Source organism: Pseudomonas sp. LAIL14HWK12:I10 (assembly GCF_900184205.1).
GTDB classification, from domain to species: domain Bacteria; phylum Pseudomonadota; class Gammaproteobacteria; order Pseudomonadales; family Pseudomonadaceae; genus Aquipseudomonas; species Aquipseudomonas kermanshahensis.
In genome coordinates, this window is sequence record NZ_FXWU01000003.1 from 425,983 (window position 1) to 452,755 (window position 26,773).

21 protein-coding genes and 1 tRNA gene are annotated in these 26,773 nt (G+C 59.5%); 11 read left to right on the forward strand and 11 right to left on the reverse strand.

Going from position 1 to position 26,773, the window contains the following annotated elements:
- The first annotated feature begins 27 nt into the window (after positions 1–27).
- Together QOS90_RS08990 and QOS90_RS08995 are read left to right on the forward strand one after the other, a co-directional pair.
- Positions 28–288: a Pathogenicity locus gene (locus QOS90_RS08990; protein WP_027596168.1), complete on the forward strand. Its 261-nt coding sequence runs from the start codon at positions 28–30 to the stop codon at positions 286–288.
- Entirely contained in the window at positions 285–770 is a 486-nt protein-coding gene (locus QOS90_RS08995; RefSeq protein ID WP_085273114.1) for a GNAT family N-acetyltransferase, read from the forward strand. The genes QOS90_RS08990 and QOS90_RS08995 overlap by 4 nt, the downstream gene beginning before the upstream one ends.
- A 65-nt stretch (positions 771–835) precedes the next feature.
- Here the strand turns inward: QOS90_RS08995 and QOS90_RS09000 are convergent, their stop codons facing one another.
- Positions 836–5,968: a RecQ family ATP-dependent DNA helicase gene (locus QOS90_RS09000; protein WP_085273113.1), complete on the reverse strand. Its 5,133-nt coding sequence runs from the start codon at positions 5,966–5,968 to the stop codon at positions 836–838.
- 14 nt (positions 5,969–5,982) lie between these two features.
- Positions 5,983–8,685: an AAA domain-containing protein gene (locus QOS90_RS09005; RefSeq protein ID WP_218190601.1), complete on the reverse strand. Its 2,703-nt coding sequence runs from the start codon at positions 8,683–8,685 to the stop codon at positions 5,983–5,985.
- Between QOS90_RS09005 and QOS90_RS09010 the strand changes: the two genes are divergently transcribed.
- A complete protein-coding gene (locus QOS90_RS09010) occupies positions 8,677–9,480 on the forward strand; it encodes a hypothetical protein (protein ID WP_218190600.1) in 804 nt (267 codons plus the stop codon). The genes QOS90_RS09005 and QOS90_RS09010 overlap by 9 nt on opposite strands.
- A 437-nt stretch (positions 9,481–9,917) precedes the next feature.
- Here the strand turns inward: QOS90_RS09010 and QOS90_RS09015 are convergent, their stop codons facing one another.
- Positions 9,918–10,604 (reverse strand): hypothetical protein, encoded by a 687-nt coding sequence (locus tag QOS90_RS09015; RefSeq protein ID WP_371918136.1) that lies wholly within the window; start codon positions 10,602–10,604, stop codon positions 9,918–9,920.
- A 175-nt stretch (positions 10,605–10,779) separates the two neighbouring features.
- Here QOS90_RS09015 and QOS90_RS09020 point away from each other — a divergent pair, with 175 nt between their 5' ends.
- The 4 genes from QOS90_RS09020 to QOS90_RS09035 all read left to right on the forward strand — a co-directional run bounded on the left by QOS90_RS09020 (position 10,780) and on the right by QOS90_RS09035 (position 15,690).
- Complete coding sequence (locus QOS90_RS09020) at positions 10,780–11,604, forward strand: AraC family transcriptional regulator (protein WP_085273110.1); 825 nt, start codon at positions 10,780–10,782, stop codon at positions 11,602–11,604.
- A gap of 72 nt (positions 11,605–11,676) precedes the next feature.
- Positions 11,677–12,051, forward strand: coding sequence for a cupin domain-containing protein (locus tag QOS90_RS09025; protein ID WP_027596163.1), 375 nt, complete (start codon positions 11,677–11,679; stop codon positions 12,049–12,051).
- Positions 12,052–12,242: 191 nt separating this feature from the next.
- Positions 12,243–13,406 (forward strand): AAA family ATPase, encoded by a 1,164-nt coding sequence (locus QOS90_RS09030; RefSeq protein ID WP_027596162.1) that lies wholly within the window; start codon positions 12,243–12,245, stop codon positions 13,404–13,406.
- A gap of 238 nt (positions 13,407–13,644) precedes the next feature.
- Complete coding sequence (locus QOS90_RS09035) at positions 13,645–15,690, forward strand: TonB-dependent receptor domain-containing protein (protein ID WP_027596161.1); 2,046 nt, start codon at positions 13,645–13,647, stop codon at positions 15,688–15,690.
- A gap of 72 nt (positions 15,691–15,762) precedes the next feature.
- Here the strand turns inward: QOS90_RS09035 and QOS90_RS09040 are convergent, their stop codons facing one another.
- Entirely contained in the window at positions 15,763–17,928 is a 2,166-nt protein-coding gene (locus tag QOS90_RS09040) for a methyl-accepting chemotaxis protein (RefSeq protein WP_027596160.1), read from the reverse strand.
- 1,250 nt (positions 17,929–19,178) lie between these two features.
- Here QOS90_RS09040 and QOS90_RS09045 point away from each other — a divergent pair.
- From QOS90_RS09045 to QOS90_RS09055, 3 genes are read left to right on the forward strand one after another with little or no spacing between them, the layout of a single operon-like run.
- Complete coding sequence (locus QOS90_RS09045) at positions 19,179–19,421, forward strand: hypothetical protein (protein WP_027596158.1); 243 nt, start codon at positions 19,179–19,181, stop codon at positions 19,419–19,421.
- A gap of 14 nt (positions 19,422–19,435) precedes the next feature.
- Entirely contained in the window at positions 19,436–19,705 is a 270-nt protein-coding gene (locus tag QOS90_RS09050) for a DUF3077 domain-containing protein (RefSeq protein ID WP_027596157.1), read from the forward strand.
- Between the two features lie 46 nt (positions 19,706–19,751).
- The gene (locus QOS90_RS09055; RefSeq protein WP_143491065.1) at positions 19,752–20,135 is read left to right on the forward strand and encodes a hypothetical protein; all 384 of its coding nucleotides are present in this window, start codon (positions 19,752–19,754) and stop codon (positions 20,133–20,135) included.
- Between the two features lie 415 nt (positions 20,136–20,550).
- On the opposite strand, the gene trbK is transcribed toward QOS90_RS09055, so the two are convergent.
- Positions 20,551–20,769, reverse strand: coding sequence for an entry exclusion lipoprotein TrbK (trbK, locus tag QOS90_RS09060; protein ID WP_085273107.1), 219 nt, complete (start codon positions 20,767–20,769; stop codon positions 20,551–20,553).
- A 160-nt stretch (positions 20,770–20,929) separates the two neighbouring features.
- The gene (locus tag QOS90_RS09065) at positions 20,930–21,961 is read right to left on the reverse strand and encodes a hypothetical protein (RefSeq protein WP_085273106.1); all 1,032 of its coding nucleotides are present in this window, start codon (positions 21,959–21,961) and stop codon (positions 20,930–20,932) included.
- A 217-nt stretch (positions 21,962–22,178) separates the two neighbouring features.
- On the opposite strand from QOS90_RS09065, the gene QOS90_RS09070 reads away from it, so the two are divergent.
- Positions 22,179–22,307 carry a hypothetical protein gene (locus QOS90_RS09070; protein ID WP_256577386.1) on the forward strand — a complete coding sequence of 43 codons (129 nt, stop codon included), beginning with the start codon at positions 22,179–22,181 and terminating at the stop codon, positions 22,305–22,307.
- Positions 22,308–22,508: 201 nt separating this feature from the next.
- Here the strand turns inward: QOS90_RS09070 and QOS90_RS09075 are convergent.
- From QOS90_RS09075 to pheS, 5 genes are all read right to left on the reverse strand, one after another.
- A tRNA-Pro gene (locus QOS90_RS09075) sits at positions 22,509–22,585 on the reverse strand.
- Between the two features lie 99 nt (positions 22,586–22,684).
- A complete protein-coding gene (locus QOS90_RS09080; RefSeq protein WP_008100384.1) occupies positions 22,685–23,041 on the reverse strand; it encodes a MerR family transcriptional regulator in 357 nt (118 codons plus the stop codon).
- Positions 23,022–23,324, reverse strand: coding sequence for an integration host factor subunit alpha (gene ihfA / locus QOS90_RS09085; RefSeq protein ID WP_003250679.1), 303 nt, complete (start codon positions 23,322–23,324; stop codon positions 23,022–23,024). The genes QOS90_RS09080 and ihfA overlap by 20 nt, the downstream gene beginning before the upstream one ends.
- Positions 23,325–23,328: 4 nt before the next feature.
- Complete coding sequence (pheT, locus tag QOS90_RS09090; RefSeq protein ID WP_085273105.1) at positions 23,329–25,710, reverse strand: phenylalanine--tRNA ligase subunit beta; 2,382 nt, start codon at positions 25,708–25,710, stop codon at positions 23,329–23,331.
- Positions 25,711–25,743: 33 nt separating this feature from the next.
- Complete coding sequence (pheS, locus tag QOS90_RS09095; RefSeq protein ID WP_027596148.1) at positions 25,744–26,760, reverse strand: phenylalanine--tRNA ligase subunit alpha; 1,017 nt, start codon at positions 26,758–26,760, stop codon at positions 25,744–25,746.
- Positions 26,761–26,773 lie beyond the last annotated feature (13 nt).

The following is a 26,773-nucleotide window of genomic DNA, read 5'->3' on the forward strand; positions in this document are numbered from 1 at the left end:
GTATTTGCCGATAACAGGAGTTTACGGATGCCATTTCCACTGACGGAACACACAGCATTGCTGGCCCTCAAGGGCGTAGGGCCAACCGTTGTCGCTCGCCTTGAGCAGATGGGGATTGATTCGCTGGCGATGCTTAGCGAAGCGAATGTCGATGACATTTTGGCCCAGGCATCAGCGGCCGTTGGCTCCACATGCTGGAAGAACAGCCCCCAGGCACGGGCTGCGATCAATGCGGCTATTCAGTTGGCGAAGAAAACCCAGTTGAGTGCATCGGAGGCGCGAGAGTGAGTTGCCCTATACGCTTGGCGAATGCAGACGATGCCGAGGGCATAAGCCGAGTCGTGATAGCGGCCTTACGCGGGTCGAACGCGGCTGATTATGATGCCGAGACTATCTCGCGCATCGAGGCGTCTTTCAGTGCGGCGCACATTCTTGAGATGCTGACTCGGCGGTTGGTGTTTGTGGCATTGATTGAGGATGAGGTGATTGCCACGGCCAGTCTTGACGGGGATGTGGTCAGAAGTGTGTTTGTCGAACCCCAGCATCAAGGGTTTGGGGTCGGGAAACAGATGATGGCAGTGATCGAAGATGAAGCGATTGCGCGTGGGCTGAAGGTGTTGCGTGTGCCCTCCTCCATTACGGCGGAAGGGTTTTATGCAGGGTTGGGCTTTTGCACAGTGCGGGATGCGTTTTATGGGGAGGAGCGGACGGTTGTCATGCAGAAAACGCTTCCAGCCTTTGACCCTTCAGGCGGATCGCGTTTTGTGTGACCTTGCGCTGGAGCTGCCCACTTCAACGACTCCTGTCATTCTAGCAAGTGGGCTAGTCTGCTGGCTCATGGCCTCCCGATGCAGTTCGTGCCACACACCCGCGGTACGACAATCTCCCACCGCTCAGATTTATGCCACGTTCGATACTGCTCCTCAGTATCTTCCAGATACCGAACCAGCACCCCTGCCACCTCGCATCGCTCCACTTCAATGTTCAACACAAACGACTTGGCGGTTCGCCCAACCACACGCCCCAGCCCATCGCGTATCTCATACCGGTCACCCTGCCTCACAAGCTGCAACTCATCCCCCGGTTGCAACCCTCGCAGTGCTTCATGGATGACATCCGTCGACGCAGTGCGCCCGGCAAAACCGATATCGATGTCTCGCAACCCGAGCTGCAAAAATCGCCGCTCCAAAGCCCGGTCATGGTCACCCTTGAACACCAAGGGTGCGACGTTTGCTGTCAGGCTGCCACTGAACGGGTTAGCCGCATTGAATTCACACAACGTCAACGTCTGTTCGGCCCGCGTCATGCCTACGTAAAACAGCCGACGTTCATCGTTGAGCCCCTCTGCCTGGGTATTCCAGCCGCCATCAAGCAATACCACATGCCTGAATTCGAGCCCCTTTGCCGAATGCACAGTCCCCAGATACAGGCCATTGCGTGCTTGCTGGCGCATTTCCCGGGCGTAGTCATAAAGCCATTCGACAACCGCACTGCAGCGAAGCTGGCATTCCCCCAACTCGACGTGTAACTGGGTAAAGGCCTCGTCAAAAAAACTGCGCCAGCCGGCACTGACATTCACCGAAACCTGCGCCCACGCCTCTGCCGCAGTCAGTGTTTTGCCAATATTCCGCAGTTGATCAACCACCGCTACGAAGTCACGCTGCCGTGTGATCGGCAACCCGCTGTCTTTGTCGGCAGCCAGAAAATAGGGAATGCCTGCAAGCTCGCAAAGGGCCTGAACCGGCAGCAAATATTGGTGAGTACGCGCAAGCAGGGCGCAACCGTGCCAGGCGCCCTCCTCCAGCGCCAGAAGGCGCTTGAGCTCGTTCATGGCGGCCTGGGCCTGAACATTGCCAACACCACTGTCAACCGGGTCAATGGCCAGGCGTGCAACCCGCCCTGCACGCCCTGGGTCGAGCGATTGCCAGGCGCCACCTGGAGGGTTCGACTGGCGACTGCGATCAATCCGGATCGGGTGGGCAACCTTCAACCGTTCGGGGTTATGGCCTACCAACTGATTGGCTGCCGCGATAATGTGCTGCGTCGAGCGGTAATTCTCGATCAAATAGCTGGTGGTGGCCGAATAATCCTCGCGGAAACGTTCGATATAACGGTTGTTGGTGTCGCGCCACGCATAGATGTTCTGGTCATCGTCACCCACCGCCAAGATGCACAAACGGCCCTCCTCGCTGGACTGCCTGCCGGCCAGTGCACTCACCAAACGGTATTGCAGCGCGTCGATATCCTGATATTCATCCACCAGAATGTAGCGATAGCTACGCAATAGCTGATCTCGCAGGTCATCCTCGCCTTCAGCCATGCCTTTGCCTTCCAGCATCAGTACGGCATTTTCCAGCACCTGCTTGAGCGCCCCTTCATCCACTCCGTCCTTTCGCTCGAAACGGGTGCCAGTCAGGCGCATGGCCATGCTGTGGTAAGTCATTACGCTGACACCGTAAGCATCCGCACCCACCAGCTGTAGAAGCCGCTTGCGAATTTCATTGGCAGCATGCCGATTGAAGGTCAGGGCCACGATCGCATGGGCCGGTACCCGCCGCACGCGCAACAGATAGGCGATGCGGTGCACGATGACCCGCGTCTTACCTGAGCCCGGCCCAGCCAGCACCAGGCGATTGATGTCGTCGTCATCGACCACCACAAGCCGCTGCTGAGTACTCAGGTCTTCGACAATCGAACGCCACGACTCCTCGCTGGTGGCGTGCTTGAGCACCTCTTCGCGGCCAGAGAAATAGCGCTGTAAAAAAGCATCTTTCGAGTCTGTGAAGTAATGCAGTACCAACTCCAGCGCACTTGCCATCGCCTCCAGGGCCACCTGCGCATACTCACGCATCACATGCACCTGGATGCGCTTTTCGCTGTAATGCTCGTCCAGGCGCAAATAGTCGTCCTTAAGGTAACTGCCCTTTTTCTCGGCATTCACCTCAATGGTCATTGCCCTGCGCATCACTGTCATACCATGGTTAAGCGTAAGCACTTCTTGCTTGTGCAGGTACAGCAGCACGTGCTCGATGGCCCTCTGGCGCTGGTTGGCCTGCACGGCTTGAGCGAGGACGAGGTCCGACTCGATCAAGCCGGCCAGCTCACCGAAAGTACTCTGCACCATCAGATCTTTGCCCTTTGAAGCAGGCGCCAGCTTGCTGGTCAGAAATTGCAGCAACTTTGTGGCAATGATCCGTCGTTTTTCGCCAAAGCGTTCGAGCTGTGCCCAGCTGTATTTACCCTGGATCCTGAGCTTGATGTAGTCATGGTTGACCTGCTTGAGTTCGAAACTGCTGCGTGGCTGGCTGTTGCTCTCGCGGTCGTAGGACAGGCTATGCAGCAGGCGCAACACTTGAAGGGGGATAAGATCTTCCTGCTCCAGCCTTGCGCGCAGGCCCGCAGTCAGTGCAGTGAGGTTCAAGTCTTGCCAGCTGCCATCGTGTGCGTCCGGCGCCAGTTCGCTGAGTAATTCGAACAGGGCCGCCTCCAAGGCCAGGGTCTGTGCCAGACGCTGGCTCGAAGCCCCCACCACGCCATGGCGCAGCAGTACGGTCAACTGGGTGTCGTTGACCAGCAACCCCAGCGCTTCCATCTGCCTTAATGTGCTGACGACCTCTTCAGAGGTGAGGCTGGTGAGTGTCATCAAGTTGTCGGTGCTGACCCGCTCGTCGGCCTCGGCGCGGTAAAGGTACTTCAGGATCGCGTCGAACTCTTCATGGCGCCGCTTCGACAGGTTGGCCTTGTGTAAACGCTGGCTGGCTTCCCCTTCGCTCAGGCTCAAACGCGCCGGGAAGATCTGGGTGCTGTTTTCTTCCCGCTTTAGGTATTGCCCGCGCTCCAGCCAGGCAACGGCGGTGACCACTTTGGTTTCAGCATCGATGTCGCCGGCATCGAACGAGGTTTCGACGTCCTCATCCATGAGGATTTCGCCTGCGGTAATCACCAATTCACCGCCCTTGCGCCTGGCGTACTCAAAACGTAGCTTGCGCAAAATTTGCTGGATGTCGCGCAGGCTGAGCCTGGAGCGCTCGCAGAGGCCGAATTGGGTTTCAATGTCTTGCGCATCGTAAAGCAGCACGCAGCGTGCCGCGCCCTGGTCACGCCCGGCCCGGCCAGCCTCTTGCAGGTAGTTCTCAAGCGAGCCTGGGATGTCTGCATGAACAACCAGCCGAATGTCGGCCTTGTCGACCCCCATGCCGAAGGCATTGGTAGCGACAATGATGCGGATACGCCCGGCCTTGAAGTCGTCCTGGATATCCTTCTTGTCGTTGGGCTCAAGGCCGGCGTGGAAATGCCGGCAGGACCAACCTTGCTCGATCAAAAAGTCCGAGAGCTTTTCAGCCCCCTTACGGCTTGAAACGAACACCACCGCCCCACCTTCCTGGCCACCGAGCTCTGCTTCAAGCAAATGGTGGATCCTCGGCCACTTCTCGTCGCGGCTGCAAGGCTGTACTTCAAAACTCAGGTTGGTACGTTCATGGCTGCCCAGAAACTGGGCGAACTCGATGCCCAGGCCATCCCTGAAATGCGCCCGGATATCAGCCAATACATCCGGTTTGGCTGTTGCCGTGAAGCAACCGATTGGTGCAAGTGGTTGGTCGCCCGTGTGCTCACGAATGAAGCGCGATGCATACAGGTAGTCGGGGCGGAAATCATTGCCCCACTTCGATAAGCAGTGCGCCTCGTCGAAAATCCAGGCACCGATCTGTCGCTGCCGAATGGCACGGCGAAACGCCCTGTTGCGAAATTGCTCGGGGGATACCAACAGGATGCCGACATCCCCCATCTGGATTTTCTCCAGCACATCGGCACGCTCAGGCATCGTCAGCATGCCATTGAGCGTGGCGGCGCATTGCACGCTGCGCTCCAACAGACCGTCCACCTGGTCCTTCATCAGCGACTGCAACGGCGAAATAATGATGGTCAAGCTACCGTTGCGATGAAAGCGGTTCAGCGCGGGCAGCTGGTAACACAGTGACTTGCCGCCGCCTGTCGCTAGAATGGCCAGCACATGCTGCCCCTGCATGCCAGCGAGTACCACGTCATGCTGCAGGCTCTCGCCGGGGCGTTCGTAGCGGAAGTCCGCAAAACCGAAGTAGCGCTTGAGTTCATGGCGTGGATCGTGGGTGGTGAGGCAGTACTGGCAATCCGCACGGCCACAAGGCACATCGCGCAGCTCACGAATAAGGCGCATCACCCCCGGAAACTGATGCCGAACCCACGGCGCGAGTACCGAGTTGCCGCCCGACACCCGTAGCCACGCCAGTGCGTAGGCCAAAGGCAAGTGCAAATCCCTCTGTTCAAGCTCAGTGCCCAGCAGTTGCTGCAAACGGGTGTTGCACACTTTCAGATCCCGACCTGTCGACGCATCGGTTTCCGTCAACAGGCCTGGAATCAGCTGGCGCAGCTGCGCGATAGACACCGCTTGCCGACCAGTCAGGGAGGCGAAAAAAGTGCCCAGGTCGCTGTCCAGACCTGGGGCCAGCAGCGCTTGATAGCACAGCAACTCGGCCTGGTTGACCTCGTTCAACTGCGCGAATGCATCGCGCTGGTCGCTGAACAAAACCAGCGTTGAACGGCAATCGGCAAGCGGCGAGTTGAGACTGTCGCGGATCAGCTTGTAGTCTTTGACCAGCCGGTGGTACGGGTTCTGCGGAAACGCCAGCGGTGACAGACGCAACGTATCGATTACCGGCAGCGCATGCAGGGCCAGTGCCGGTGCCTGTTGCAGAAGGATGGGCAGGTCGTGCTCGATGATATTGTGCCCCAGCAGGTAGCCAGCACCGTGCGAAAGCGTATCGACCTCAGCCAGTACCTGCGCAAGGTTTTGTTTGACCGCTACATCTATCTGTTTATCCAGGTCAGGCCTTGTGGCGCCGACTTTTATGATGCGATCGGGTTTGTCCCCCTTGGCGGGGACGACTTCCAGGTCGATGACCAGGCTATTGGACTGAAAAGTTGCTGACATTTGGTTTCGGCGCCTCAGGCCCCTCCCCCATATGAAGTCACCCGACTGGCCAAGCTGCTGCGGTTGACCTGGATCTCCTCGCTGACATCCGGGCCCCGATAAACCATCGAGGTCTCGTGGCGTACATACTCACCCTGACGCTGGGCGCTCAGCCAGTTGAAAGAGCCAACACACAGCACCTCCTGATCTGCCATGACCATCTTGCTGTGCACTTTGCTGACCACACGCACAGGAACATTTTGCGCCTGCAGGTGAGCAAGCACAGCCTCGAATTCAACCACTTTCTGTGGCTCGCCTTTGGGTTTTTGACGTGAGGTATCCGTGTTCAAGAGCAAGTCGGTATACACCTCAACCTGCACCCCACGTTGCACAGCAGCATGCATCTGCTGCAATGCTCCGGTTGTCTGCAAGCAGTGTAGCCTGACCCACGGGGTCACGATCTGTACCTGCTGGCGAGCAGTCTTCAGCGTCTGCATCAGAAACCGGTCATGCTCCTCCCACTCATGCAAATGGCTCAACCCGGTAGTTGCCGTTTGCAGGTCAAGCCTGGGCTGGTACTCGAACTGCAGCTCGCTGGCAGGGTCCGCCAGCAGGTACTTCGCTAATAATCCGCGCGGTTTGCTGACCGGCACCTGGCCAAACACATCCATATCGCCGAACACCAGAAAACTGTCCTTGGCCCGCGAAACGGCGACGTTGAGCATGCTATCTCGGCGATCGATAAAACCACCATCGGCATGCTTGGAATACACCGCCGAGAAAATCACCACAGGCCGCTCCGCGCCCTGAAACGAATGCACCGTGCCGACGGTAATTTCGCCCGCCCCTTTACCGGCGTGAATACCCAGCGCGGTGCAGGCGTCGACGATGGCACTGGTTTGCGCACCGAATGGCGTGATCACACCAAGGATCTCAAACAGCGCCTTGCCCTCGTAACGCTGCCTCAACTCGGCTTCATTGGCCTGTATCCAGGCCGCGATCGTCTGCGCTTCAAGCAGGTTGTCACGGCTACCCTGGCTGTTTTGCTGGCATCTGCCATCGATATGCAGGTAGCCCAGGCCCGGCAAGCCCCCGTCTGGCTTCTGGCCACGCCGTGGCAGCAACTTGCCCTTGTAGCAGAGGGCATTGCAGAAGCTGATGATCGAGTCATAGCAGCGACGATGCTCGTACAGATACATGCCTCGTGCCAAATCGGGATCGTAGTGATAGCGGCTGGTCGCTTGGGCGATCGCCATGACGCTACCACTCGCCGCGCTGCGCCCGCCCTCACAAAAGGCCTCGTAGTCCTCATCGACCTGGCTGTGTGAAATCAGCCCGGCGTTCGTCAAGTTACCGATATCTACCTTGGCCGGGATCGACCAGATGGGCTCTATCTGCTGCGTGTCACCGATGACAAGCGCCTGCTTGGCGAGGGCGAACGATGGCGCAGCCACCTCTGGCAGCACCTGTCCGGCCTCGTCGACAATCAGCAGGTCGATGAAGTCGATCAGGTAATCGTCGATGTAGTCGCCATCATCGTAGCGCTTGCACGACAGCTCTTTGGGCAGGCGGAAAAACGTCGAGACCACGCAAGGCGTCAGCTTCATCCAGCGACGCCAGCTGTTGACGAGGGTTTTCCTGCCGGTTTTCGTGCGGCTTTTGACAATGGCAGGCAGGTCTTCGCCTACCTCCAACAGCCAACGCCCTTCCCAGTAGTGTGTGGTCAACCGAAAAATGTCGAAGCGCAACGTCGTATCGGCCCAACCGTCGCAGTCATCGAGCGTGGCTTCAGCTGCAGGCTTGCCAATCGACCCGGCCAGCGGGCCTATCACACCCTGCCAGTGCTGCAGCGAACGCTGTTGCGCCTCAAGCAGTTGCTGTGCAGTTTGTAACCGGGCAGTTAGCTGTTGATGCTGTGCACGCGCTTCATTCTCGGCCGCCACCAGACGGCTTTCGATTTCACTCAAGCTCAAGGCATTGTGCAGCGGGGTATCGGCGCTATCTAGCTGCAGCTTGGCCAGCCGAAGCCGCTTGGCCGCCACGGGGGGGATCCAGCTGAACAGGCTGTAAAACAGCGGCTCGTGGGCCTGGTAATGTCTGAAATTTTTCAGCCGTTTCTGTACGTTTTCCAATGGCTGCACATGGCCAGCCAGCGCCGCCTTTCGTGCTTGGATATCAGCCTGCGGGTCGTCGCCCAACGCTGCCTGGACAGCTTCCCGTGCCAAACTCAGGGCAATCCACGCCTGTTCGATAACAGCAAGTTGCTGCTGACGATCGACGATCTGCTGACGCAGCAGGTCCACCGCACCCTTCACGCTCATCTCTTGAACGCCTGGGAACGCCAACGCTGCGTGCTCCAGATAAGCCTGCTGCGCCCTCTCCAGGTACGCCTCTGATTCCAGTTCGGCGAAAAAGCTTTTGGTCTGGAAGACAGTGGCCATTTCCGCTTCGGCCGAGGCTCTCGGAAAATAAGCACCGAAACTATGAACGTCGGGCAGCCAACGTCCCGCGAAAGGCCCACTACCCTCGGCGAAGTCTTTGCCGAAAGCCGCGATGATATTAGTGACTGCCTGGTTGTTAGTGGAGCTGGCAACTACTACCGGTGGCTCGCCGCCCTCCACGGCAGCCTTGGCCCATAGCGATGCGACCACCGACAACACCAGCGTCGTCTTACCCGTACCGGGCGGGCCGTTCACAGCCAGTACCTCGCCCGCCTCGCCTGCCAGTAGATGAGCCAAGGCGTCACGCTGGGCCGGCGCCAGTGCGTATTCGTCACCCGCATGGCCAAGCCGTGCGGCAAACAGGCTATTGGCAGGCAGGCAGGCTTCGTCCAGGCTTGGGGCGCGCTGGGCGAAGCGCTCGAACAGCGCTACGGCGGGCTTGTGTTGGCGCAGGTAGTCGTACAGGTTGACGATGTTCTGGCTGAAGCCGTCGGCTTTGTCTTCTTTGAACAGCAGGCCGTGCTCAGCTCGACTCAGGCCGTCTGCCGTTGGGTCCCAGCCTTTGCCGACCTTGAGCAACATCTTCCAGCAAAAACGCATGAACAGGCGCCATTGCTCGTGGTGCTTCTGCGCATCCAGCACCTGCTCCCCTTCGGGAGGAGAAAAGGCAGGTACCTCCCTGGCGTTCAAGAACTCATCAAGCACCGACTGCGCGCCGATGCAGAACGTGCCCCTGTCGAGCGGTTCGAGAATATCGCGTGGCACGAAGGTCTGGCTGGTTGGATAAAGACGACCATCCCGCGCAACGAGCACAGTGCACATCACCGGCGTGACCGTGGCTGGTATACCCGAACGCGTCTTGCCGTGTTCCAGTTGCGCTTCGAATACCCAAGGCCGAAGGGTGACCTTAACTGTCGCAGTCGAGGCGGGCTCGTTGGTAAACAAGGGGTCTGCCAGTTCCACAGGCAGGCAGCCTTTGTTGACGTGCTCCAAAAGGATGGGGGTCAGTGTCTTGGATTTATCGGAAGTCAGTGCGCCATTGCCGTTTTCAGCGTCAGCGAGGGAGTTACGCCAGTAGGTGGCGAGTTTTAGGGCGTAGTCGTTCATCGTCCTGATCTGATGCGGACCGTCACTCACTGTAACGGTTGTAAACGAATGGATTGACGCAGGGGGAGCTGGGTGCAGCGGGGCGTCGTTATTTGGGGATGGTCGTCAGCTGTAGGGCCGCTGTCAATTACTGATTACCGATGCAGCCCTTGCCTTACGCCGCAGTGCCCGCGCCGCAACCAACGGGCGTCACTCAGCACCCGGCGGGATTCCATCCTTGTTCTTGTCCTTAAGCTTGGCCTTTTCCTCTTCCGTGGAATGCGCCGGTACTTGGCTTTGTTGCTTCTGGTCGTCTTCGCGCTCAGTCATCGTGCTGCCCTCTGGTTGATGTTCGTTAGGCACCCCTGCAGTTGGGCAGTTCAAATATAGGGGCGCAGCACCACAGCGGTGGAATACCCCTCCATGCCGATAAACGCATTACCTCATGGCCGCATCAAAGGCTCGATACCGATCCATTTCTTCACAGGTTGGTAGCAGAGTTTGATCGGGGGAATAGGCAGTTTCTGGCCTTGAACCTCTAGCGCGCCCAGGTGGATGGTCCACTTGGAATTGGCATCGAACTTGTCCGTCTGGAAAATCACATAAGCGGAGCCGTAGCGTTTGTTGTTGGTGATCTTGGGGATGTTGCGGTGTACTTCGTCGCTGTTGATGTCGTAGGGCGATGGGCGCGCGGCGGTTGGGTAAACGAGCGGATAGTCGTAGGTTTTGTCGATGCCTAGGTACACCTCGGGCCGCGCCTGCAGGCGTGAGCCATCTTCGAAGGTGATAGAGGCCTGGCGGCTGTCGTAGAGGATCGGGATCGGCGGCTCGCCGCGGGTGGAGCTGGACGACGGACGCTGGCGGTTTTTGTTGTAAGCGATCAGTTGCACATAGAATTCACGCCGCGCGTACTTCTCGCCGGGGTACTCGACGTGCAGGACTTGCTCGATTGGCCGGTCGCTCCAGTGGGCGGCGTGGTCGTAGAGGTAGGTTTCCAGGTAGAGGGTAGTCTCCCCCTGCGGGCCTGGCACTTTGAATTGGAATTCGGATTGGCAAAGGTCTGCGTAGGCGGGGCGCTCGCGCTTCCAGGGGACGCAGGCGGCGAGTGTGGCCGCTGCCAGCAATAGCATAAGCGATTGGGTGCATTTCACGTGGGACATACCCCTCCTTGGTTCGCGTTTTCTGTACGCTAGGACCCCCGATCTGGCTTAGGGGTTCAGGCCTCTGACCTGAGTGCAGCTTTAATTAGTAGGCAACCGTTTTCAAGTCACAGTCACGCAGGGAACCCGGCAGGAAAGCCCCTCCATGGAACGTAAAACAGCCCACGCAGCCACCTCGGACTGGGTCATACGCAGCGCTCAACCCGGCAGCGTAGAGCGGATCGAAGCATGGTTCGGTAGCCATGGCTACGATCCGCATCGTCACGACACCTATTCGATCGGCCGCACCCTCGCAGGCGTGCAGAGCTTTCACTACAAGGGGGCACTGTGCCACGGCGTACCCGGCAATACGCTGGTCCTGCACCCTGACGAAGTACATGACGGCATGGCCGGCACGGATGCGGGCTTTCGCTACCGCATGGCCTACATCGACCCGGCGTTGATCCAAAACGTGCTCAGCGGTGAGCCGTTACCCTTCATTGCTGGCGGGCTGTCCAGCGACCCGCGCCTGTACCGCGCCAGTGAAGCCTTCGTGCAGGCACTGGACCACCCCCTGGAAACACTGGAAGAGCAGGACGCCGTCTATGACCTGGCCATGGCCTTGCGTGCAGTCGGCGGCAAGCCACGCGGTCGCAAACGCCTGGACTACCGCTCGGCCGAGCGCGCCCGGGCATTCATCATGGAGCACCTGCACCTGGGCATCACCCTGGAAATGCTCGAACAGGCCAGCGGGCGCGAGCAATGGAGCTTGTCACGGGACTTCCGCGCCCTTTACGGCACCAGCCCCTATCGCTTTGTCACGCTGCGGCGCCTGGACACTGTTCGGCGGCTGATGCTGGATGGCTTCACGCTGGTTGATGCAGCCCTGGCTGCGGGCTTTCACGATCAAAGCCACATGACCCGGCACTTCACCCGCAGCTATGGCGTGTCGCCGTTGCGCTGGCTGGAACGGCTGCGGCCTACGCGCTGACTTGCAGGATCGTACAAGCGTCGCGAGCTTTGGGTTCGATAGGCTGACTACCTCAACTACAGAGGATCCGTCATGTCCGACACCAACTTGCAACCTGTAAACCTGGCCCAAAAGGCTTCGCTGATCGATCGACAGTGGAGCCCGAGAGTGGTCGCCGAAATGAACGACTACCAGTTCAAGGTCGTGCGAATCGAGGGTGAATTCATCTGGCATTCGCACCCTGAGACCGACGAAGCGTTTCTTGTGCTTGAAGGCACGTTGCGCATCGACCTGCCCGAGGGCTGCGTCTATGTGAACCCGGGCGAACTGTATGTGGTGCCACGTGGGGTGGAGCACAGGACAGCGGCCCAGGGCGAAGCGAAACTGATGATGATCGAGCCACGCGGCGTGCTGAATACCGGCCATGAAGGGGGTGAGCGCACAGCCTTGAACGACGTGTGGATCTGAGTCGGCGCTGCTTCAGGGCGGCATAACGGCAGAATAACAGGCCCAACGCCGCCCCCTGTAGGAGCGGCCTTGTGCAGCGAAAGGGCCGCATAGCGGCCCCAGCGTTTCAAGAAAAGGCCCACGTTGAGCGGTAGTAAGGCCGCTCCAGTTCCGCCACAATCGGCCACTCAGTTCAAGCTGGGACGCCCCGCATGCTCACCACCCTCGCCATCGGCAACTACCGCTCGATCAACCACCTTGTGTTGCCATTAGGCCAACTCAACTTGGTGACCGGTGCCAACGGCAGCGGCAAATCCAACCTGTACAAAGCCCTGCGCCTGCTCGCCGAAACCGCTCAGGGCGGCGTGATCGAAGCGCTCGCTCGCGAAGGCGGGCTGGATTCGACCTGGTGGGCGGGGCCTGAGATGAGCGCACGCATGAAGCGCGGTGAAGTGCCCATCCAAGGCCAGCACCCGAGCGACGCCAAACGCCTGCGGCTCGGCTTCGCCACCGAAGATTTCGGCTTTGCCATCTCACTCGGCCTGCCGATTCCCCTGCCCTATCCCAGCGCATTCATGCTCGACCCCGAGATCAAAACCGAAGCCATCTGGGCCGCCGGCGCGTACCGGCCATCGTCCTTGCTGGTTGAACGTAAAAACGCGATGGTTCGTGCCCGGGAGGGAAACAGTTGGACGGTACTCGATCAACATGCCGACAGCTGTGAGAGCTTTTTCAACATCGTTGGCAGGCCACGCCAAGCACCTGAGATCGGGGAGCTGCGGGCGTTCATCAACAGCTGGCGGTTCTACGATCACTTCCGCATCGACCGCGACGCGCCTTGCCGTCAACCACAGCTCGGGACTCGCTCGCCGGTTCTGCATCACGATGGGCGCAACCTTGCCTCGGCATTGCAGACCATCATCGAGATTGGTGAGGTTGAGGACCTCGTAGCGGCACTGGATGACGCGTTTCCTGGGAGTCGCCTGGCGATTGATGCACCGCCGGGTGGGCTGTTCAGCGTACAGCTCTATCAGCATGGGCTTTTGCGCCCGCTGGGGGGTGCTGAATTGTCGGATGGGACCCTGCGTTATCTGCTGTTGATGGCAGCACTGCTGACGCCACGGCCGCCGTCATTGATGGTGCTGAACGAGCCGGAAACCAGCTTGCATGCTGACCTGCTTCCTGCGCTAGCGCGGTTGATCATTCGCGCTTCGCGTCGTAGCCAAGTTTGGGTTGTGTCTCACAGCGCCCCGTTGATAGAGGCGCTGTCGGCCTGTGATGGCTGCAATGTGCTGGAGCTGGAGAAGATCCAGGGGCAAACGCAGCTGCGCGGTGTTGGGCTGTTAGATGAGCCGCTGTGGCGCTGGGTGGATTGATCGCGACCTGAATGCTCTTTCGGGACTGTCAGATTCTTGGTGTGCGGGCCGGTAACGGCCTGCCGTCAGGTAGCCGTGGCTGCAAGCCTGGAATGCCCCTTCGCTGGGTCAATTTTTTGTAAATTTTCAGTAAATTATTTTTAACATTTTCTTTTAAACAATTCTCATTTGCGTTAGTGTCCTGCCCCGATTGCATTCTGCCCCTGGAATCCAACCGCTCGACAAGGACTGTTTCACGATGCCATGCCCACCTTTTTCCCGTGCCCTGCTCACCGTCGCGCTGCTCACCGCGACTGCCGTCCAGGCCGAGGAAGCCCATGAGCTTGAACCGCTCCCCGCCACAGAACTGGAAGCTTCGTTCGTCACCGCCACGGGCGGCGGCACTGATGTGCGCGACGCGCCGGCCAGTGTCAGCGTCATTACCCGGGAAGAAATCGAGCGACAGCCGGTCTACGACCTGAACACCCTGCTACGCCGCATACCCGGCGTCACCGGGGGCTACGGCCCGGTGGGCGAGCAGTCGAAAATCAAGCTGCGCGGCCTCGACGACAAATACACCTTGATCCTGGTGGACGGTAAACGCGTCGGCAGTTCAGCCGACACGAATTACCGCCGTGATCTGGGTCGCCAGGACATCAACTGGATCTCGCCGAACATGATTGAGCGGATCGAGATCGTGCGCGGGCCGATGTCATCGTTGTATGGGTCAGACGCCATGGGCGGCGTGATCAATATCATCACCCGCAAAGTGTCCCGTGAGTGGAGCGGCTCGCTCAACGTCAACACCACGATCCCGGAAGACTCCGACCGCGGTCAGACCAACCAGACCAGCGTTAACCTTTCTGGCCCTGTCACCGACTCCCTGGGGCTGCGCCTGGGCGCCAACCTGACTCGGCGCGCTGCCGACGAAGCCGCGCCACGCCTCGACGCACTGGGTGACTTCGTTTACAACGACGGCGCCGGCGGCGCCAAAGACCACAGCGTCAACGCGTTGCTTAATTGGCAGTTCAACGAAAACCATGAGTTGTCCTTCGAAGCGATCCAAGGCGTCGAGCGTTCGTGGTCGTCGAAGAAAACCTACGGCGACTGGGGTGACACGGTAGGTGAAGCCTTCGGTGCCGGACGCCTCACCCGTGATAGCTTCGTAGTCTCCCACCACGGCGACTGGGGCTTTGGCACCTCGCGTATCGACGCTTACCTGAACAAGTTCAACAACGACCTCAGCGAGGGCAAGGCTAACTCGGAAGAAAAAATCGTCGAGGGTAGCCTTAACATCCCGTTTGACCTATTGGTAAACCAGCGCCTCACCGTTGGCGGCCAGTGGAAGCGTGAGCAACTGACCAACACCGACACGCTGGGCACCGTACCCGTTGATTACCAAGGGGCAGCGGTGGGCGGCGCGGACCTTGAGGGCGACTACTCTGCGCTGTTCGTCGAGGACGAGCTGTTTCTGCTCGATAACCTATCGCTGACGTTGGGGAACCGCTTCGACCACAGCGACGAATACGGCAACCATAACAGCCCACGTGCTTACCTGGTCTATCACCCTCACCCTGACTGGACGGTGCGCGGTGGCGTGTCACGAGGTTTCCGTGCCCCCAGCCTGAAAGAAGGCAGTGCTGGCGCGGCGACCAACTCGGGCGGTCGCGGTTGTACATCGCTACGCCCGCTGGGTTACGTCACCGGCAGTTGCTGGATGGCCGGCAACCCGAACCTACGCCCAGAAATCAGCACCAACAAGGAGATTGGTGTCTCCTTCGACCGCGACGGTTGGGAGGCCAGCCTCACTTACTTCCACACCGACTTCGAGGACAAAATCGAGTACGCGCCGCTGGGGTATTTCCAGGGCCGTTGGTGGACCATGCTTGAAAATGCTGAGGAAGCCCGCACCCGCGGCTGGGAAGGCAGCACCAAAGTGCCGTTGTGGGAAAATGCCAGCTGGCGCACCAACGCTACCTACATGCTCGAAAGCCGCAACCTGTCGACCGGTGAAGACCTGATCAGCTCGCCGAAACTGTCGTTGTTCAGCGCTATCGACTGGCAGATCACCGAACGGATCGGCACAGAATTGTCAGCTCAGCACGTGGGCAAGCAACGCGGCCTGGGCACCGACTTCGTCAAGTCGTACACCACGTACGATCTGACCGCCAACTGGTCAGCCACCCGCTGGCTGACCCTGAACGTCGGCGTGCAGAACCTGCTGGATGAAGATCCACGTGATGACTCGACCAGCTTTTACGTACCCGGTCGGGCGTACTTTGCCGGGGTAACTACCTACTTCTAATTGGCAGCGTACAACCCAGAATTCGCACTTTTACGCGAATTCTGGGTGAGTTGAGTGAGGCGCCGTCGGCGCTCAAGCGGCAGCGACCCGTTCGCCATCACCGCTGACCTCGAACTGCCCCACCAGCTTCTGCAGCTTGCCGGCATCCACCTTCACCTTCTGCGCGCTGTTTTGCAGCACCACTGCGGTTTGGCGCATCTCGCTGGAGGAGTGGTTAACCTGCTCGATGGTCTTGCCGTACTCGATGCTGCGGCGGTTGAGCTGCTGGATGATGGCGAACATGCCCTCCACCGCCTGATGAAGTTGCACGTTCTCCGACGATGCATCCTCGGCCAGGCGCAAACTATCATCGACGTTCTGCACGCCCTCCTCCATAAAACTCACCGCTAGCTGCGTTTCGTTCTGCAGGCCTTCAACCATGTGCCGGATATCGTCGGCCGCCCGCGCGGTGCGGGCCGCCAGGCTGCGCACTTCATCGGCCACCACCGCGAACCCACGGCCATGCTCGCCCGCCCGTGCCGCCTCAATGGCGGCATTCAGCGCCAGTAAGTTGGTCTGGTTGGTGATGTCGCTGATCAGCCCGGTGATATTGCCAATCTGCGCCATGCGGCTGTCGAGCAGCTGCACACTCGAGGCCGAGCGGGCCACCACATCGCGAATCGATTGGGTGCCTGCCTGCACAGCCAGGTACTGCTCGCGGGCGCGGCTGACCACCTCGTCCATGGCCTGCTTCATCTGTTCGGCGCTGACCGACGCCTGCTGCAGCTCACCGAGTTGCTCCTCCATGATGATCATCATCTGGTGCACCGCATCGGCCACCTCGACAGAGCTCACGCTCGCTTCCTGGCTGCGCCCGAGCATCATCTGGTTGGTGCTGCCAACCGTGCGGCTGGCCTTGACCACCTGCCCCACCACGGCATCCAGGCGGTCGATGAAACTGTTGATCCAGCGCGCCATGTCGCCACTCTCGTCATTGGCCAGGGCGCCCGTGTCCAGGCGCTGGCGCAGGTTGCCCTCACCCTCGGCGATGGTACGCAGCACACCGCTCATGCCGTTCAACCTGGCCGCCAGGCGCCTGGGCCCGAGCACGCCGAACAGCAGCGTAGCGCCGAGCATGCTGAGGGCCTGGATGGCGTCGTTCACCCCCTGTGGCAATCCGGCGTAATGCTGCACCAGGTAATTACAGCCGAACAGCCCAACCATGGTCGCCACGTAGGGTTTCATTAACCGGTAGCTCAGCGAACGGCGGCGGTAGACCTCCTCCAAGTCTGCCTCGCACATCATGCCCCAGCGGTCGGGCGACCCTGGTAACTGGAAGGTCACGCCCTTGCCGACCACCGGCACATGGCGGTAGTCCGAATAACCCGGGTACGTCACGAACAGGTTGGCGCCACGCCGTATGGTTTCCCGCACGCCGGGGTGCAGTTCACGCGTCGCGGGGTCGGTGAAGCGCAGCTCCAACTCGGTATGGCGCTGCACCTGCACAGTGCTCCAGGGCGTACGCACGCCGCTCTTGAGGTTTTCACCATGGGTAAACGTCCCGTCTTCGAAGCGCGAACGGGACAAGGCGGTGCCTGGCTGCACGGTCGGGTCGAAGCGTGACTGCACCATGAACAGGTAATTGTCGCCCGACTCGGCATAGATATGCCCGGCCTCGCGTTGGATCAGGTCGCCCAGCACATCATTGGGGACCCGGCCACACAGGCAGCCCAAGACTTTGCCCGCGTGCCTGATCGGCTGATAGAACATCAGCGTCACCTCATCGTGAAAACGCGACGAGGATGGGCCGATCTGCAAGGTCAATGGGTCGCTGTAAGGCCCGTGAAGAAACGGCGCCTTCAAACCATGGGCCAACGCCGCGAGCTGCTCGATCTGCATGCTGCCACGCTTTGGCCAAGTGGATACCCTGACGTTGCCCGTGCAGTCGATCACACTCAGTTCGGAAAAGTCTTCGGCCTGTGCCAGCTTGTCGAGTAATGCCGAAGGCTGCACATGAGCGAAGTCTGCTGCCAGGTATTCCGCCAACTCTGCCAGGTGATCCCATTGTTCGCGCGCCCAGTTGTGCAGCAACTGCACCCGCGTTTGGGCAATGGCTTCGAATGTCTGCTCGATTTCTCCATAGTTCGAACGATTGAGGCGGCACGCCCACCCCATGCTGAACTTGCCGGCTTTGCCGAACCAGGGCAGCCAGCCCCGCTCGCTCGATGACAACTGCATGGAACTACTTGAAAGCGACATTAAGTTCACCACATGCGACACGAATATCAAAATGCCAGCAACTTCCACGCCAACTGTAATCCAAGCGTATTGAGGGGTAGTAGCTGGCACTGGACGCTTACTGATGGTGCATAAAGGCTGTTATTTCAGGCCACTTTGCACCCTGAAGGGGCGCGGGGAGAATGAAGCGATCGTTGTGGAAGCAACTGTCTTGTGGTGCTTGTGCCGGCCTCATCGCTGGCAAGCCAGCTCCCACAGGTGCGGCGCTAGCCTTTGAGGCTACACAGTTCGGGTGGGAGCGGCCTTGTGCCGCGATGGGCCGCAAAGCGGCCCCACTACAGGCGATGAATAACTTAAGTGAACAGCATTACGCACTAGGCGGGCTCTAACGACCATTGAGGTGTACGTTAGGAAGGCTGGAATCTCGTGTTGCAGGCATGGCACAGCCAGGTACGACGCCACTCTTCGTACTGATCATATTGCACAACGTTGTGCCGCCAGTGCCGCACAAATCCAATCACACCGATGGTGATGAACGTCACACCAATGAAGAACCTGGTCCAGTCCACTTCCCAGGACAATTTGAGCCCATCGTAAAGGATGATGCCCCCCACCACTGTAAGCACCATCGGGCCACGCAGACGTTTAGCGCCTGGAGGTGCGACGCTAGCGCTCAAGTTAGTCTGCTGGCGCCCGGTCGTTTCAACAGTTACACGCGGCCCGAATCCTGAGTGCGCCTCATGAGTGGCTTGGAAATGAGAGGTTCCGGCGGCATGAATGACAGAAAGAAGCTGTACGTTTTGACCCTGACAGTGTGGGCAGGTGATGGCATTTTGACTTACCACAAATTCAGTCCTTTGAGATGGTAGAGGCGCGAATTTTAAACTAATTCTGAATATCCGTGCACTCACATGGCGTTACGTTTCCCTGTGCGGTGAGCGCGATACATGTAGTTACGCCTAACCGCTGAAAAATCAGATTTAGCCCCTTTCTTGTAGGGCATTTCCCAAAGATACTCGCGACGCCTATTTTTCGTTGCGCACGCAAAACGTGAGTCATAGTCTCGGCCTGTCGCTGCTAATCGGCGATACGGTTTTGACAGACCGTGGGTCACTGAGTGCATGTGCAATGCCAGTTATGGCAGCTGTGCGTGGGGCACCTTTGTGTGCGCCGGGACTCTCAGTACCCTCGGTCTGTCAACCCACACACAGCTGCCACCCTTCCGTTTGACAGCGGGTTTGCGGCAGCCCTTGAAGGTACTGAGAGGGTTTATGCTGAAGATAGTCCCCGATCCACCCCACAACTTCCACTCCCTGGAAGACACGCTAATGATGGCTGCGGACTACGCACTCTGTGCCGAAGCCGTTGCCCAGCAGGCGATGATGATGCAACCCAAGTCGCCCTCCTCCTTGTTGATCATGGCCTCAGTGCATGAACTCGAAGCCCTGCGCAGAATGCTTGAAGTGGCATTGGCACAGCTGCAAATGCCGACGGGTCCGACGAGCCAGCACTGAAGGGAGATCAAACCATGGCCACCGAAGAAACCAAATTCACTGTCGGTAAAACCACCTTCTACCAAGGTGAAAACCAGACCCACCCATTGTTCCGCATCGAACCCGGCATCCCCTGCCAAAGCGCCCGCGAACAAGCCTCGGAACTGATGGGCTATGCCCGCGACCTCTCCATCGACGGCCTCATGGAAGACAAACCCCAACTGCTCTGGGCCTCGCACTACCTCTGCGCCCTGGCCAAGGCCCTGCTCGACGATGCTGAACTTGGAATGATGGCCACCTCTTGATCACAACCCCCTCTAAAGGCCCAACGCCCCCTCTGTAGGAGCGGCCTTGCCGGGGCGCCGGACCGGTCGGAAAGGGCCGCAAAGCGGCCCCAGCGATCCAAGCACAATCGCAGACTTCCCCATTAATGCCGAAAGACGAAATCACATCGGTATCACCCTCGACGAGAGCACGAAGCGCCATCCAGGCCGATACCACCCCGTCGACGGCATCGAGTACGCCGAGATGGCTGAAGCGCTGCCAAAGCCACCGCGCCGCACTAACTTTGACCGTTATTACGAAGAAGAGTGGAACTGCGATCTCCACGCGTTTTTGGGTATCAACCTGCCTCATCGCGGAAAGCGCAAGCATGAAGGTCAATGCCAATATCGGATGTACCGCACACGCGATGGCCGCGAATCGGCCTATGACCGGGACGCGGTTGGCGAGTAGTGCCCGACCGCCCCGCTTGCAAAGGCCAGCTACAAGGCGTCGCTGATCAAGTGCAAAGCCGCCTGCCCCTCCGGCGCGGCCCGCCAGCGCCTCAACGCTTATCGTGCAGCTCTGGTGGCCAAGCGCTGAAGAACCCTATGATTCCCGGCATCATTACGTAGATCCAGTGCTTGCCAGGGTATACGCAGATACCGACAGCCCAGATAGCTAGCAACGCTCCGCCCGCTCGCCTCCTACGCTTAGGCGTGAACCACTCCAGAAACGCCTTATGCCTCTCCCGCAACCCCATTACCACGCTCCTTGTTTGGTAAGCGGCGAAGCTTACCACCACGAATTGCGGCGCTCCTCGCCAGCGCCATCCACGCTAACGAAAACGCCGCCTGATGAGGCGGCGCTGACTGACGAAGATCGGACGTTACCAGGTCTTCGGCTCTGACTTCTTGTACGAGCCACCGGTCATGCACTTCTCGACCAAGTCTTCGCGAGCCTTGTTGTCCGGAAGCGTTTTCAGGTAATCGGGCTGGCAGTGTTCTGCAGTGGGCTCGTAGGCGGCAGTGTCGGCGGTGTCTTCTTTGCAGCCGGCCAAGCCAATAGCGAGTGCGGCAACGAAGAGCGGAACAATGGCTAGTTTCATGAGGGTCCTTCCTGTGAAATGGCCGGGCGTTATAGCAAAGATCCACCTCTCCCGCAAAACGTGACGCAACTCTAGCCCAATCAGAATCGCGCCACCCCGGCGAGGGCGGCGCTCTCAGTCGAAATTGCCTTGCCGCAGATCACGCCCAAAAAATGGGGGATTAAGGGCTCAGGGTGAGGAAAAGCAGTTTCCCGCTCCGTTCGCCTTTGGTGCGAACAACTTGCAGGGTCACCAATTTGCCGTTGCTCAAGGCCTGAATGCCCTCGTTCTCGACAGTGTCAGCCTGAATCCCCATCGCTGATAGCTGTGAAACCAAGGCCTCAGGGGCAATGTATTCCGACTTGACGATCTTGCCGTGCCGGTCAAACAGGTTCACGCCGAAATAGTGGTACGGGGTTGCCTTCATGCGCGACGACCAATAGCCGCCCATGGTCATTGCATAGCCGTTATCTGTTACCGCGAAGCCTTGGTGCTTGGGTAGATTGAGCTGCTCGGAGTTTCGGTAGCCGGAGTACTGCGGCGCAAAATTCACGTCCCGAACGTGTTTGAAGCTGCTGTCGAGCACCGAGTACTGGCCGCGGCTCTGCCCAAGCGCATCTTCCGGCGTCTTGAACTTTTCGACATACCACTCGCCACCTTTGTGATAGAAACTTTGGGCAACGTTGCTTGCAACCGCCTCAAGCTTTTGCGTGGTGCCGAAACCGGATTGATCATCTACAAGACGATAGCGCGTGAGGGCGCTATCGGATCGCAGGAAGGCTACATCACCCCCCTCTTCCTGGGTCACCACAAGGCCCTCGGACACCGAGGCCTGAGGCTCGGGAATGATGTAGGTCGAGAGCAATTCACCAGAGTTCCACCGGTACTTCTCAATCACGGCGCGAGCAGGCCGGCCATTGGAGTACCGCAGAACGTACAGGAGGTCACGTTGCTCATCGATTTCAAAGCCTTGTGGGTACGTGAACCGAACACCAAGACGCTGAACCGTCTCCTGATAGCTTTGGGACTTGAAGTCCAGCGTTTTCAAGATTGAAAAGTTAGGCTCCGCATGGGTCGCCACCGACGCCTCGAACGCGCTCATGATTTGAGAACGGGCAGCGATTACCGCAGCCGAGCCTGCCTGAGCATGGCTAAACGAGCTGACGAAGATTGGGCTGATGAAGATGAGTGACAATCTCGAAAAAGTCGCCATGTTCTGGTTCTCCTTCATGAGTATCAAAAAGCGCCGCATCCCGCGCTGGAACCCTCAGCGATACGTAACACGCCACTGTGCCACACCCCCTGGCTGCTCCCGCAGCAGCCTCTGGATTGCCTTCCGTTGGGCAGCCAGCGCGTTTGGCAGTTCAGACAACCTTTCCTATCGACGATAACGCCTCCCCGGCGAGGGCGGCGCATGCGTGGAGAAAGCTATGATTGAAGCCACCGAGAAGCAGCTCGGCCTGCTCTGGCTCACCCTTGGCTTGTGCGCTGAATGCTCAAACCGACACAGCATCAGCCGCAACCACTTCCTCACAAGACCGGGCTACGAGCAACCTTGATGTGCTGGTGGCGACCGGCCTGAACAAGCGGGCGGAGAAGGATGGCCAGAAGATCGCGGGGCATACGACTGACGGTATGGCCAGGAACTACCAGAAGCTGGATAGTGGCGAATTCGCCGGATAGTTTTGCGCCCATTTTGCGCAGAGCCGCCCATAAAAAAATCCAGTCACCGCTAAGTGACTGGATTTTTTAGGGATTTTTGGTCGGGACGGAGTGATTCGAACACTCGACCCCTTGCACCCCATGCAAGTGCGCTACCGGGCTGCGCTACGCCCCGACTCTATTCTCGATACCGCTGAGAACGTTGAAGAATCTACCCTAACCTTTTGATAAATGAAAGCTTTTTCTCAAAAAAAATTCCATTCGTCGGAGCAAATCACTTCTTCAACACCACCAACACATCCTCCAACTCAACAATCATCTGCCGAATCAGTTGCTTGTACTGGCTTGACTCATCCTTCACCTCATCACTGGAGAGCCGCAACCGCGCCCCGCCAATGGTGAACCCCTGGTCATACAGCAGCGCTCGAATCTGGCGAATCATCAGCACGTCCTGGCGCTGGTAATACCGCCGATTCCCCCGCCGCTTCACGGGGTTCAACTGAGGGAACTCCTGCTCCCAATACCGCAGCACGTGCGGCTTTACCGCGCAAAGCTCGCTGACTTCACCAATGGTGAAGTAGCGTTTGCCCGGTATGGGGGGCAGTTCGTCGTTATGGCTTGGTTCCAGCATAGGCCTCAACCCGGGCCTTCAACTTCTGCCCTGGACGAAAGGTGACGACACGGCGAGCGGTGATCGGGATCTCTTCCCCTGTCTTGGGGTTGCGGCCCGGCCGCTGGCGTTTGTCGCGAAGGTCGAAGTTGCCGAAACCGGACAGCTTGACCTGCTCGTTCTCTTCAAGTGCGTGCCGAATTTCTTCGAAAAACAGCTCGACCAACTCCTTGGCCTCACGCTTGTTAAGCCCCAGCTCCTCGTACAGCCTTTCGGCCATCTCAGCTTTCGTCAGAGCACCCATGCCGTTATTTCCTTAACGTGGTGTTCAACCTTTGTTCGAGCGAGGTGAGGATATTTTGCAGGGTAACGTTCACCTCATCGTCGTTAAGAGTGCGCGATGGATGCTGCCAGGTCAAGCCGACGGCCAGGCTTTTTCTATCAGGATCAATGCCTTTACCTTGGTAGACATCAAACAGCCTGAGGTCTGTGAGCCATTCGCCTGCATTGTCACGAATTAATTCAAGCACCGCGTTAGAAGCTACATCACGTCCTGCAATCAACGCCAGGTCACGACGGGTTTCTGGGAACTTGGACAGTTCGCTGAACTTCGGCAGGCGGCCTTCGACCACGTCACCCAACACCAGCTCGAACAGGAACACCGGGCGATCCAGGCCCAGGGCTTTGGCAAGCTCAGGGTGAATGGCGCCGAGGTGGCCGACGGGCTTGCCGTCGCGCTCGATGAGGGCGGTTTGGCCTGGGTGCAGGGCGGGGTGTTTGCCGGCGCTGAAGGTGAAGTCGCTCAGCGCGCCGGAGTAACCCAGCAGGGCTTCCACGTCGGCTTTGACGTCGAAGAAGTCGATGCCGTCGCGGCCGTTGGCCCAGCCTTCTGGCAGGCGGCTGCCGGTGACGACGCCGGCGATCATCGGTTGCTGCTCGAGGTTACCGAGCTGGCCGACGAAGCGCAGGCCGCTTTCGAACAGGCGTACGCGGTCTTGCTGGCGGTTGAGGTTGTGCTGCAGCGCCTTGACCAGGCCCGGCCACAGGGACGCGCGCATGGCGGCCATGTCGCTGGAGATGGGGTTGGCCAGCAGCAGGGGCTCGACGCCAGGGGTGAACAGCTCGAACAACTTCGGGTCGATGAAGCTGTAGGTGATGGCTTCCTGGTAGCCGCGGGCGACCAGCAGGCGGCGCAGGTTCGGCAGGTCACCGCGGGTTTCCGGCTTGCCCTGGGGCGCGAGGCGCGCCTGTGGGTAGCGGACCGGCAGGTTGTTGTAGCCGTACAGGCGGGCCAGCTCTTCGATCAGGTCGACTTCCAGGCTGATGTCGAAGCGGTGGCTTGGGACGTTGACGGTCCACTGCCCTGCCCCGTTCGCCGTGGTGGTCAGTTCCAGGGCGTTGAGCAGTTGCTCGACCTGGGCGGCTTCCAGCTCCATGCCAAGCATCTGGGTGATGCGTTCGGCGCGCAGGGTTACCGGGGCGACGTTGGGCAGGTGCTGTTCGCTGACGGCTTCGACGATCGGGCCGGCTTCGCCGCCGACGATTTCCAGGATCAGCGCGGTGGCGCGTTCCATGGCTTCGCGGGCCAGCTGCGAGTCGACGCCGCGCTCGTAGCGGTGCGAGGCATCGGTGTGCAGGCCGTAGGAACGGGCCTTGCCAGCAACGGAGATCGGCTCGAAGAAGGCGCTTTCGAGGAACAGGTCGCGGGTTTTTTCGGTGTTGACGCCGCTGTGCTCGCCCCCCATGACGCCGGCAATGGCCAGGGCGCGGGTGTGGTCGGCGATGACCAGGGTATCGGCACGCAGGGCGACCTCCTGGCCGTCGAGCAGGACGAGTTTTTCGCCCTCTTCAGCCATGCGGACGCGGATGCCGCCGTTGATTTCGGCGAGGTCGAAGGCGTGCATCGGCTGGCCGAGTTCGAGCATCACGTAGTTGGTGATGTCGACGGCAGCGTCGATGCTGCGCACGTCACTGCGGCGCAGGCGTTCCACCATCCACAGCGGGGTCGGCTTGGACAGGTCGACGTTGCGGATGACGCGGCCCAGGTAGCGTGGGCAGGCAGCCGGGGCAGTCACTTCGACCGGGCGCACTTCGTCGTGGGCAGCCGGTACAGCCGGGACGACTGGGCGGGTGACCGGGACGTTGTACAGGGCGCTGACATCGCGGGCCAGGCCGGCCAGGGACAGGCAGTCGCCGCGGTTCGGGGTCAGGCCGATTTCGATGCTGGCGTCGTCCAGGCTCAGGTACTGGCGAATGTCTTCGCCAACCGGGGCGTCAGCCGCCAGTTCCAGCAGGCCGTCGTTTTCTTCGCTGATCTGCAGCTCGGCCGCCGAGCACAGCATGCCGAACGACTCGACGCCGCGCAGCTTGGCCTTCTTGATCTTGAAGTCACCTGGCAGTTCGGCACCGATCATGGCGAACGGGATCTTGATGCCCGGGCGCGCATTGGGGGCGCCGCAGACAACCTGGAAGGTTTCCTGGCCGTTGCTGACCTGGCAGACGCGCAGCTTGTCGGCGTCCGGGTGTTGCTCGGTGGCGAGGATTTCGCCCACGACGATGCCGCTGAACTGGCCGGCAGCGGGGGTCACGCTGTCGACTTCGAGGCCGGCCATGGACAGGCGGGCGACCAGTTCGTCACGGGAGACTTGCGGGTTTACCCAACCGCGCAGCCACTGTTCACTGAATTTCATGCTGTTCTCCTGAAAGTTGCGTCGGGCATTGACCTAGCGGAATTGCGCGAGGAAGCGCAGGTCGTTGTCGAAGAACAGACGCAAATCGTTGACGCCATAGCGCAGCATGGCCAGGCGCTCGGCGCCCATGCCGAAGGCGAAGCCCTGGAATTCTTCAGGGTCGATGCCGGACATGCGCAGCACGTTCGGGTGGACCATGCCGCAGCCCATGACTTCGAGCCAGCCGGTCTGCTTGCAGACGCGGCAGCCTTTGCCAGAACACATCACGCACTGGATATCGACTTCAGCGGACGGCTCGGTGAAGGGGAAGAACGACGGGCGGAAGCGCACAGCCAGTTCTTTTTCGAAGAAGACGCGCAGGAATTCTTCGATGGTGCCCTTGAGGTCGGCGAAGTTGATATCGCGATCGATCAGCAGGCCTTCGACCTGGTGGAACATCGGCGAGTGGGTGATATCCGAGTCGCACCGGTAGACGCGGCCCGGGCAGACAATGCGAATGGGCGGCTGGCTGGACTCCATGGTCCGCACCTGCACCGGCGAGGTGTGGGTGCGCAGCAGCATGTTGGCATTGAAATAGAAGGTGTCGTGCATCGCCCGTGCCGGGTGGTGGCCGGGGATGTTGAGCGCTTCGAAGTTGTGGTAGTCGTCTTCGACCTCTGGGCCTTCGGCAATGCCGTAGCCGATGTGGGTGAAGAACTGTTCGATGCGCTCGAGTGTACGGGTAATCGGGTGCAGGCCACCGGTGGTCTGGCCACGGCCTGGCAGGGTCACGTCAATGCATTCGGCAGCCAGGCGAGCGCTGAGCTCGGCTTCTTCATAGGCGGCCTTGCGTGCGTTGAGCACCTCGGTGACGCGTTCCTTGGCATCGTTGATCAGCGCGCCGACTTTCGGCCGCTCTTCGGCTGGCAGGTTGCCCAGGGTCTTCATCACCTGGGTCAGCTCGCCTTTCTTGCCGAGATATTGAACCCGGATCTGTTCCAGGGCATTGATGTCTTCAGCGCGCTCTACGGCCTCAAGGGCTTGGGAGACCAGCGCATCCAGGTTTTCCATGTACAGACTCCAG

Bases quoted from the DNA above. Each gene is read 5' to 3' on its own strand.
- QOS90_RS08990 (WP_027596168.1), top strand. From the start codon at position 28: ATGCCATTTCCACTGACGGAACACACAGCATTGCTGGCCCTCAAGGGC.
- QOS90_RS09000 (WP_085273113.1), bottom strand. From the start codon at position 5,968: ATGTCAGCAACTTTTCAGTCCAATAGCCTGGTCATCGACCTGGAAGTC.
- QOS90_RS09010 (WP_218190600.1), top strand. From the start codon at position 8,677: ATGAGCCAAGGCGTCACGCTGGGCCGGCGCCAGTGCGTATTCGTCACC.
- QOS90_RS09015 (WP_371918136.1), bottom strand. From the start codon at position 10,604: ATGCTATTGCTGGCAGCGGCCACACTCGCCGCCTGCGTCCCCTGGAAG.
- QOS90_RS09020 (WP_085273110.1), top strand. From the start codon at position 10,780: ATGGAACGTAAAACAGCCCACGCAGCCACCTCGGACTGGGTCATACGC.
- QOS90_RS09025 (WP_027596163.1), top strand. From the start codon at position 11,677: ATGTCCGACACCAACTTGCAACCTGTAAACCTGGCCCAAAAGGCTTCG.
- QOS90_RS09030 (WP_027596162.1), top strand. From the start codon at position 12,243: ATGCTCACCACCCTCGCCATCGGCAACTACCGCTCGATCAACCACCTT.
- QOS90_RS09035 (WP_027596161.1), top strand. From the start codon at position 13,645: ATGCCATGCCCACCTTTTTCCCGTGCCCTGCTCACCGTCGCGCTGCTC.
- QOS90_RS09040 (WP_027596160.1), bottom strand. From the start codon at position 17,928: ATGTCGCTTTCAAGTAGTTCCATGCAGTTGTCATCGAGCGAGCGGGGC.
- QOS90_RS09045 (WP_027596158.1), top strand. From the start codon at position 19,179: ATGCTGAAGATAGTCCCCGATCCACCCCACAACTTCCACTCCCTGGAA.
- QOS90_RS09050 (WP_027596157.1), top strand. From the start codon at position 19,436: ATGGCCACCGAAGAAACCAAATTCACTGTCGGTAAAACCACCTTCTAC.
- trbK (WP_085273107.1), bottom strand. From the start codon at position 20,769: ATGAAACTAGCCATTGTTCCGCTCTTCGTTGCCGCACTCGCTATTGGC.
- QOS90_RS09065 (WP_085273106.1), bottom strand. From the start codon at position 21,961: ATGGCGACTTTTTCGAGATTGTCACTCATCTTCATCAGCCCAATCTTC.
- QOS90_RS09070 (WP_256577386.1), top strand. From the start codon at position 22,179: ATGATTGAAGCCACCGAGAAGCAGCTCGGCCTGCTCTGGCTCACCCTT.
- QOS90_RS09080 (WP_008100384.1), bottom strand. From the start codon at position 23,041: ATGCTGGAACCAAGCCATAACGACGAACTGCCCCCCATACCGGGCAAA.
- ihfA (WP_003250679.1), bottom strand. From the start codon at position 23,324: ATGGGTGCTCTGACGAAAGCTGAGATGGCCGAAAGGCTGTACGAGGAG.
- pheT (WP_085273105.1), bottom strand. From the start codon at position 25,710: ATGAAATTCAGTGAACAGTGGCTGCGCGGTTGGGTAAACCCGCAAGTC.
- pheS (WP_027596148.1), bottom strand. From the start codon at position 26,760: ATGGAAAACCTGGATGCGCTGGTCTCCCAAGCCCTTGAGGCCGTAGAG.